This window comes from Kitasatospora sp. NPDC057198 (genome assembly GCF_042670125.1).
GTDB lineage: Bacteria > Actinomycetota > Actinomycetes > Streptomycetales > Streptomycetaceae > Kitasatospora.
The window spans coordinates 1-8,076 of the sequence record NZ_JBHUWH010000370.1; the positions used below are offsets into that span (position 1 = coordinate 1).

The following is an 8,076-nucleotide window of genomic DNA, read 5'->3' on the forward strand; positions in this document are numbered from 1 at the left end:
GCTCCGGGGGTTGTCCGTCCGCCCCCCCCCCCGGGTGCCGGCAGCCTGCGTGAGGGGTGGGGCGGGAGGGCGTCGGTGCGGGTGGGGTCGGGTGCGGTGGGGTGGGTGGTTGAGCGCGCAGTTCCTCGCGCCCCTGGCGGGGCGGGGAGAGGGAGGGGGAGGGTTGGGGTGCCGGCAACCTGCGTGAGGGGTGGGGCGGGAGGGTGCCGGTGCGGGAGGGCGGTGCACGGGTGGGGAGCCCCGCCCCCGTCAGGGGGTCTCGCCGGCGCGGACGAGGCCGTTCTCGTAGGCGAGGACGACGGCCTGGACGCGGTCGCGGAGGGAGAGCTTGGCGAGGATGCGGCCGACGTGGGTCTTGACGGTGGCCTCGGAGAGGACCAGGCGGGCGGCGATCTCGCCGTTGGAGAGGCCCTGGGCGACGAGCAGGAAGACCTCGCGCTCGCGTTCGGTGAGCGGGGCGAGGACGAGGGAGCCGGGGGTGCTGGCGGGGGTGGGGAGGACCTCGGCGAAGCGGTCGATCATGCGGCGGGTGGTGGTGGGGGCGACCACCGCGTCGCCGCCGTGGACGGAGCGGATCGCGGCGACCAGCTCGGTGGGCGGGACGTCCTTGAGCAGGAAGCCGGAGGCGCCGGCCTTGAGCGCGGCGAAGGCGTACTCGTCCAGGTCGAAGGTGGTGAGGATGAGGACCCGGGGGGCGCCCTCGACCGGGTCGCCGCGGTCGTCCAGGCAGATCCGGCGGGTGGCCTGGACGCCGTCGAGCCGGGGCATCCGGACGTCCATCAGGATCACGTCGACCTCGGCGGTGCGCAGTACGTCGACGGCCTGCTGGCCGTCGCCGGCCTCGGCGGCGATCTCGATGTCGCCCTGCGACTGCAGGACCATCCGGAACCCGGTGCGCAGCAGTTCCTGGTCGTCGACGAGCATCACGCGGATCGGCATGCGGGTCGGGTCTCCTTCGTTCATCCGGACGTTCTGAGGGGGAGGACGGCCCGGATCCGGAAGCCGCCGCCGGGCCGGGGGCCGACGTCCAGGCTGCCGCTGACCATACCGACGCGTTCGCGCATGCCGATCAGGCCGTGGCCGAGCCCGTCGGCGCCGCCGGCGAGCTGTTCGCTGGTGGAGCCGCGGCCGTCGTCCTCGACCAGGACCTCGAGGTCGCCGTCCCGGAAGTCGACGGCGACCTTGGCGCGGGCGTCGGGGCCGCCGTGCTTGCGGACGTTGGTGAGGGCCTCCTGGACGATCCGGTAGACCGTCAGCTCCAGGCCCCGGGGCAGTTCGCGGACCTCGCCGGTGGCGGTGAAGTCGACCGGCAGGCCGGCCGTGCGGACCTGCTCCAGCAGCTCGGGCAGCTCCTCGACGCCGGGCTGCGGCACGTACTCGCCCGCGGTGTCGGCGGTGCGCAGCACGCCGAGCAGGCGGCGCATCTCGGCGAGGGCCTGCCGGCCGGTGGAGGCGATGGTGCCGAGCGCCTCCTTGGCCTGCTGCGGGGAGGAGTCCAGCACGTAGGCGGCGCCGTCGGCCTGGACGATCATCACCGAGACGTTGTGCGCGACCACGTCGTGCAGCTCGCGGGCGATCCTGGCCCGCTCGGCGGCGACCGCGACCTTCGCCTGGGCGTCACGCTCGCGCTCCAGCCGGGCGGCCCGGTCCTCCAGCTCGACCAGGTAGGCGCGGCGGACCCGGGTGAGCCGGCCCCAGGCCCAGCACAGCACGAACGGGGAGGTCATCAGGACGGCCATGAACACCGTCAGGTAGCCGCTCTGGTGCTGTTCCGAGGGCGCCAGCCGCCACATCGTCAGCGGCCCGGCGGCCAGGCTCGCCGCCAGCGCCAGCCGGGACGCCCAGGCCCGGCCGAAGGCGGCGCCGGTGTAGCCGAACACCAGGTAGGCGATGCTGGAGACGTTGGGTTCGATCTGGAGCACGACCTGGCCGAGGCCGGCCGCGACGGCCGCCGCGGTGGTGGCGTCCGGCCAGCGGCGGCGCACCACCATCAGGGCGGGCAGCAGGAAGGCGACCCCGACGCCGGTGTAGTGCTTCCAGGACGGCAGCGGGTCGTCCGGCAGGCCGTTGGACTCGACCGCGGCGAGCACGCCCAGCATCAGCACCAGCAGCGCCCAACCGGAGTCGACGACCACGGGGTGTCGGCGGAGCCAGGCGTTGAGTCGATGCACGGTTCCAGCCTAGGGAGTCCGGGAACGGGTTCTGCTCCGCCGCGAGAGCGATCTGCGGCTACTCCCCAGGGTGGAGGCGGGGACGCCCGGTAACGTCGTCCGCCATGACATGGATGCGGTGGCGGCCCGCGATCGAACACGCCCTGTACCGGCCCGACGGCGGCTTCTACCGCAGGCCGGAGGGCCCGGCCGGGCACTTCCGCACCTCCGTGCACGCCTCCGCGCTGTTCGCCGCCGCGGTCGCCCGCCTGCTGGCGGGCGTCGACGCGGCGCTCGGCCGCCCGGAGCGGCTGGACTTCGTCGACGTCGGCGCCGGGCGCGGCGAACTCGTCCTCGCGGTGCGCGCCCTGCTGCCGGACGGCCTGCGCGGGCGGGTGCGGCTGCGGGCGGTGGAACTGGCCGACCGCCCGGCCGGGCTGCCCGCCGGGATCGACTGGTCGGCCGACCTGCCGTCCGGCGTCCGGGGCCTGCTGTTCGCCAACGAGTGGCTGGACAACGTCCCGCTGGACGTCGCCGAACGCGGCCCGGACGGGCGGCTGCGGTACGTCGAGGTCGCGCCGGACGGCACCGAGCGGCCCGGCGGGCCGCTGGCGGACGCGGACGCGGCCTGGGCCCGGCGCTGGTGGCCGGACGGCGAGCGGGTCGAACTCGGCGCACCCCGGGACGCCGCCTGGGCCGCGGCGCTCGGCGGACTGGAGCGCGGCCTCGCGGTGGCCGCCGACTACGCGCACCCGCGCGCCGCCCGGCCGCCGTTCGGCACCCTGACCGGCTTCCGGGACGGCCGCGAGTGCGCCCCCGTCCCCGACGGCTCGTGCGACCTGACCGCGCACGTCGCGCTCGACGCGGCGGCCGTGCCCGGACACCCGGCGCTGCTCACCACCCAGCGCGAGGCGCTGCGCGCGCTCGGCGTCAGCGGCGCCCGCCCGCCGCTGTCCCTGGCGGGCACCGACCCGGCCGCGTACCTGCGGGCGCTGTCCGGCGCCGGGGAGGCCGCCGAGCTCACCGACCCGGCCGGGCTCGGCGCGTTCCACTGGCTGGTCCAGGCCGTCCGCATGCCGGTACCGGACGACCTCGCGGGCCTGCCGGGATGGCAGACTCTCCCCTCGTAGAAGGAGGCGACGGCCATGACGGAGACCACGGTCGGCATCGGCCCGGGCGCGCAGACGCTCCCCGGTGACCCCGGCAGCACCGACATGGTGCTCAACATCGGCCCCCAGCACCCGTCCACGCACGGCGTGCTGCGCCTGAAGCTGGTCCTCGACGGCGAGCGGATCACCAGCGCCGAGCCGGTGATCGGCTACATGCACCGCGGCGCGGAGAAGCTCTTCGAGGCCCGCGACTACCGGCAGATCATCATGCTGGCCAACCGGCACGACTGGCTGTCCGCGTTCGCCAACGAGCTGGGCGTGGTGCTGGCCGTCGAGCGGATGCTCGGTATGGAGGTGCCCGAGCGGGCGGTCTGGCTGCGCACCCTGCTGGCCGAGCTCAACCGCGTCCTCAACCACCTGATGTTCCTCGGCTCCTACCCGCTGGAGCTGGGCGGCATCACCCCGATCTTCCACTCCTTCAACGGCCGCGAGGAGCTCCAGCACGTCCTGGAGGAAGCCTCCGGCGGCCGCATGCACTACATGTTCAACCGGGTCGGCGGCCTCAAGGAGGACCTCCCGGCCGGCTGGCTCGGCCGGGTCCGCCGCGCGGTCGGCGTGGTGCGCGGCCAGCTGCCGGTCTTCGAGGACCTCGTCCTCGGCAACGAGATCTTCCGCGGCCGCACCGCGGGCGTCGGCGTGCTCTCCCGCGAGCACGTCCACGCGTACGGCGTCAGCGGGCCGATCGCCCGCGCCAGCGGCGTCGACTTCGACCTGCGCCGCGACGAGCCCTACCTCGCGTACGGGCAGCTCCAGGACGTCCTGAAGGTCTCCGTCCGCGAGGAGGGCGACTGCCTGGCCCGGTTCGAGTGCCTGCTGGAGCAGACCGCCAACGCGCTCGACCTCGCCGACGCGTGCCTCGACCGGCTCGCCGACCTGCCCGCCGGGCCGGTCAACCTGCGGCTGCCCAAGGTGCTCAAGGCGCCCGAGGGCGAGACGTACGCCTGGACCGAGAACCCGCTCGGGCTGAACGGGTACTACCTGGTCTCGCGCGGCGAGAAGACGCCGTGGCGGCTCAAGCTGCGCTCGGCGTCCTTCAACAACATCCAGGCCCTGACCGAACTGCTGCCGGGGACGCTGGTGGCGGACATGGTGGCGATCCTGGGGTCGATGTTCTTCGTGGTCGGGGACATCGACAAGTAGGACGAAGGACGGCGGGAGGGCTCGTATTCAGGGGCTCGGGGAACGGCGAGTCCGTGCTGCTGGTGGCCGGAGCCCATCGGAGGTCCGTGCTGCTGCGTGTCTGTGACGGAACCGGAAGCAGATGCGCGCTCCGGCAGTGAACCTCTCGCAGACCCGGGCTCGCCGTTCCCCGAGCCCCTGATTGCGTGCCCCTCTCCTTTACTGGTCGGCCGGGTGCGGGGCCAGGCGGGGGTCGTGGGCCTTGCAGAGGGTGACGAGCATCTCGTAGGCGGCGGGGCCCATGAGTTCGACGAGTTCGGGGCGGTAGGAGACGTAGACCGGGTCGGGGGCGTTGTGGGCCTCGGGGGAGCCGGTGCACCACCAGTGGAGGTCGTGGCCGCCGGGGCCCCAGCCGCGGCGGTCGTACTCGCCGATGGAGACCTGGAGGTAGCGGGTGTCGTCGGGGCGGTCGATCCAGTCGTAGGTGCGGCGGACCGGGAGCTGCCAGCAGACGTCGGGCTTGGTCTCCAGGGGTTCCAGGCCCTCGCGCAGGGCGAGGACGTGCAGGGCGCAGCCGGCGCCGCCGGGGAAGCCGGGGCTGTTGAGGAAGAGGCAGGCGCCGTTCACCCGGCGGGTCTGGCGGTCGCCGTCCTCGTCGAACATGGTGATGCCGCCGTCGAGGCGGATCCGGCCCTTGGCGTCGGTGCCCTCGGCGTGGTGCTCCCAGATGTCGGGGGTGAGCCGAGCGGCGTGGCCGGCGACGCGCTGCTCGTCGTCCTCGTCGGAGTAGTGGGCGCCGAGGGTGCAGCAGCCGTCGGAGGCGCCGCGGCCGGGCTGGATGCCGTGGCAGCCCTTGCCGAAGATGCAGCCCCAGCGGGAGGTGAGCCAGGTGAGGTCGCAGCGGAACACCTGGTCCTCGTCGTCGGGGTCGGTGAACTCGACCCAGGCGCGCGGGAAGTCGAGGGCGACCTCGCGGACGGTGGGCATCGCCAGGTCGACGACGGGGCCCTTGGCCTTCGCGGGCTTCGCAGGCTTCGCGGGCTTCGCGGTCTCGGCGGGCTTCTTGGTCTTCTTGCTCTTGGTGCTGTCAGCTGGTGCCACCCGGTAAGGGTATGGCCTGGACGGGGCGGGTCGGGGGTGCGGCCGCGCGGCTTTGCCGGTGGTTCGTGTGCTTTGCTCCCGGTTTCGCCCGTTCGGGGCGGGTGTCGAAGGTGAAGCGGCTGTGAAAAGGGCCGCAGGCCGGTCGGTGGCGGCCGGGAGTGGTCCTAGGATGGCCCAGCCGGTAGGTCGGGCGCGCGAGCGTCCTTGCACGGGGGAGTGCACAGTGGGCGACGAGGTCGTCATCCGGTCGTGGGAACTCCACGGCGAGGGACGGGAGTTCGAGAAGATCTCGGACGAGTTCGGTGAAGCGGCGAAGCAGCTGGAGAGCGGCCTGGCGGGGCTGGGCGCCCCGTGGGGCTCGGACGAGCCGGGCACCCCGTTCGGCACCGCGTACGGCGAGGCCCGGGAGGGCGCGCTGGCCGGGCTGCAGGGGCTGTCGGAGCGGCTGGGCCGGATCGGGCGCGGGCTGCACACCATGGCGGACAGCACCGAACGCACCGATCAGGACATCAGCGCGGACTTCAACGCGCCTTCGCTGAACCACCCGACCGCAACCGGCCGGGTCTGAACCGGAGTCAGACCACGCGGCGGGCCGCTGCGCGCGCCGAGCCGCACCACCCGAAGGGGGAGCACGTGTCCAGGAACCTGCCGGAGGAACTCGCCCCCGCGCTGGCGCGGACCGGCCATGCGTGGCCGCAGGCGGACGAGGACGGGCTGCGCCGGGCGGCGGGCCTGTGGCGGGAGTTCGGGTCGGAGGCGGACGCGCTGGTGGCCCGGGGCGCGGCCTCGGTGCAGCGGGTCTCGGGGGAGAACAAGGGCAAGGCGGTGGAGGCGTTCGCCGACCACTGGCGGCAGTTCAGCGGCGGCGGGCGCGGCCAACTGGACGACGCCGCGGCGGCCGCCGGCCTGGTGGCCGCGGCGCTGGACAAGGCGGCCGGGGTCGCCGAGCAGGCGAAGGTCGACATCATCGCGGTGCTGACCGAGCTGACCGAGAAGATCCGGGCGGCGGACGCGGCCGAGGCGAAGGCCAAGGCGGACATCGCGCAGGCCGGCAAGCAGATGACCACCGGCCTGGGCGGGCTGGTCAGCGGCGCGGTCGGCGCGGTCGTCGGCGCGGTGAAGGAAGTCAGCGCCGAGGCCGAGGAGTTGGCCGCGGTCGAGCACGCCAAGGTGAAGATCGGCCAGCTGCTGGAGCAGCTCGGCCGGGACATGGGCGAGGCCGCGAAGTCGCTGGCCAAGGAGCCGCCGCTGGTCGCCCTGGAGCGGATCGCCCAGGCCGACGGCCGGGGCCTGCACGGCGAGCAGCGGGAGACCTCGATGGCGGCCCGCTCCGGGCAGGTCACCGGGGTGCTGGCGCAGGCCGGGGTGGCCCGCTCGGTGGAGGTGGCGAGCGTCGCCGGCCTGCACGCCGACCTGAAGGCCGACGGCACGGTGCGCACCGACCGGCACGGCAACCCGGTGCTGGTCGGCGAGGACGGCCAGCGGGTCAAGGGCGTCGAGGGCCTGACGGTCACCCAGGGCCCGGACGGCCAGCAGCAGTTGGTCGGCCCGGACGGGAAGCCGGTCACCGGCGTGGCGATGGGCGCGGACGGCAAGCCGCTGCTCGGCAGCGACGGCAAGCCGCTGCTGGTGGGCCTGGGCGGCGCCCTGGTCGGCACCGGGCTGATGCTCGCGCTCGGCCACGACGGGAAGCCCGAACTCGGGCAGGACGGCCACCCGGTGATGGTGACCGCCGACGGCACCCAGGTCTCCGGCCTGGTCGCCGACCAGAAGGGCCACCTGCTGGCCGGCACCGACGGCCACCCGGTCACGGTCGACGCCGCGGGCCGGGCCACCGGCCCGAACGGGCAGGTCGTGCAGTTCGGCGCGGACGGCCGTCCGCTCGAACTGCTCGGCCCCGACGGGAAGCCGGTCCCCGTCCTGGACGGGCAGCAGCAGGGCGGCGGGCCGTTCCAGAACGGCCCGTTCCAGGACGGCCCCGGCGGCCACGGGCACAACGGGCCGAACGGGCCGAACAGCCAGGGCCCCGGCGGCGGCCCGACCGCGATGTCCGGGCAGGGCGGCGGCCAGCACGGCACCAACCTGCTGGGCGACACGGTCGACGCGGTCACGGCCCCGCTGGACGCGGTGGTCCAGAGCGGGCCGGCCGGCCCCGGCGGCCCGCAGCCCGGCCCGGCCGACAGCGGTACGCACCGCGGCGGCGGCCAGGGCGGCGGCTACCAGGGCGGGGGCTCGCACTCCTCCTCGTACGGCTCGTACGGCGGCTCGGCCGCGGCCTCGTACAGCCCCCCGTCCGGTGGTGGCGGCGGTGGCGGCGGCTACCAGGACTCCGGGAACGACTACGTCCCGCCGGTGCGCGGCCCGATCTCGGTGCACGTCGACTCGGTGGCGGCGCCGCCCGCGCCGAGCGCCCCGCCGCTGGTGGGCGGGGGCGACATCTGGACGTCCGCCGGGGGCGGCGTCCACCACGCGGCGGACCCGGGGCAGTCCTTCGGCGGCTCGTCGGCCGCCTCCTCCAACGGCTCCTCGTTCCAGCT

6 protein-coding genes and 1 pseudogene are annotated in these 8,076 nt (G+C 74.8%); 4 read left to right on the forward strand and 3 right to left on the reverse strand.

What is annotated here, in order from left to right:
• Positions 1–249 precede the first annotated feature (249 nt).
• Both ACFUEL_RS30265 and ACFUEL_RS30270 read right to left on the reverse strand, forming a co-directional pair.
• The gene (locus ACFUEL_RS30265) at positions 250–939 is read right to left on the reverse strand and encodes a response regulator (RefSeq protein WP_380239968.1); all 690 of its coding nucleotides are present in this window, start codon (positions 937–939) and stop codon (positions 250–252) included.
• Positions 940–959: 20 nt separating this feature from the next.
• Entirely contained in the window at positions 960–2,171 is a 1,212-nt protein-coding gene (locus ACFUEL_RS30270; RefSeq protein ID WP_380239969.1) for a sensor histidine kinase, read from the reverse strand.
• 104 nt (positions 2,172–2,275) lie between these two features.
• Here ACFUEL_RS30270 and ACFUEL_RS30275 point away from each other — a divergent pair, with 104 nt between their 5' ends.
• A complete protein-coding gene (locus ACFUEL_RS30275; protein ID WP_380239970.1) occupies positions 2,276–3,280 on the forward strand; it encodes an SAM-dependent methyltransferase in 1,005 nt (334 codons plus the stop codon).
• Positions 3,281–3,295: 15 nt separating this feature from the next.
• The gene (locus ACFUEL_RS30280) at positions 3,296–4,459 is read left to right on the forward strand and encodes an NADH-quinone oxidoreductase subunit D (RefSeq protein WP_380239971.1); all 1,164 of its coding nucleotides are present in this window, start codon (positions 3,296–3,298) and stop codon (positions 4,457–4,459) included.
• 198 nt (positions 4,460–4,657) lie between these two features.
• Here ACFUEL_RS30280 and ACFUEL_RS30285 read toward each other — a convergent pair whose 3' ends face one another.
• A complete protein-coding gene (locus tag ACFUEL_RS30285; protein ID WP_380239972.1) occupies positions 4,658–5,539 on the reverse strand; it encodes a hypothetical protein in 882 nt (293 codons plus the stop codon).
• Between the two features lie 223 nt (positions 5,540–5,762).
• Here ACFUEL_RS30285 and ACFUEL_RS30290 point away from each other — a divergent pair, with 223 nt between their 5' ends.
• Both ACFUEL_RS30290 and ACFUEL_RS30295 read left to right on the forward strand, forming a co-directional pair.
• Positions 5,763–6,107, forward strand: coding sequence for a WXG100 family type VII secretion target (locus tag ACFUEL_RS30290; RefSeq protein ID WP_380239973.1), 345 nt, complete (start codon positions 5,763–5,765; stop codon positions 6,105–6,107).
• Between the two features lie 65 nt (positions 6,108–6,172).
• A pseudogene (locus ACFUEL_RS30295) lies at positions 6,173–8,076 on the forward strand (hypothetical protein); the annotation flags it as partial.

Bases quoted from the DNA above. Each gene is read 5' to 3' on its own strand.
- ACFUEL_RS30275 (WP_380239970.1), top strand. From the start codon at position 2,276: ATGACATGGATGCGGTGGCGGCCCGCGATCGAACACGCCCTGTACCGG.
- ACFUEL_RS30265 (WP_380239968.1), bottom strand. From the start codon at position 939: ATGCCGATCCGCGTGATGCTCGTCGACGACCAGGAACTGCTGCGCACC.
- ACFUEL_RS30280 (WP_380239971.1), top strand. From the start codon at position 3,296: ATGACGGAGACCACGGTCGGCATCGGCCCGGGCGCGCAGACGCTCCCC.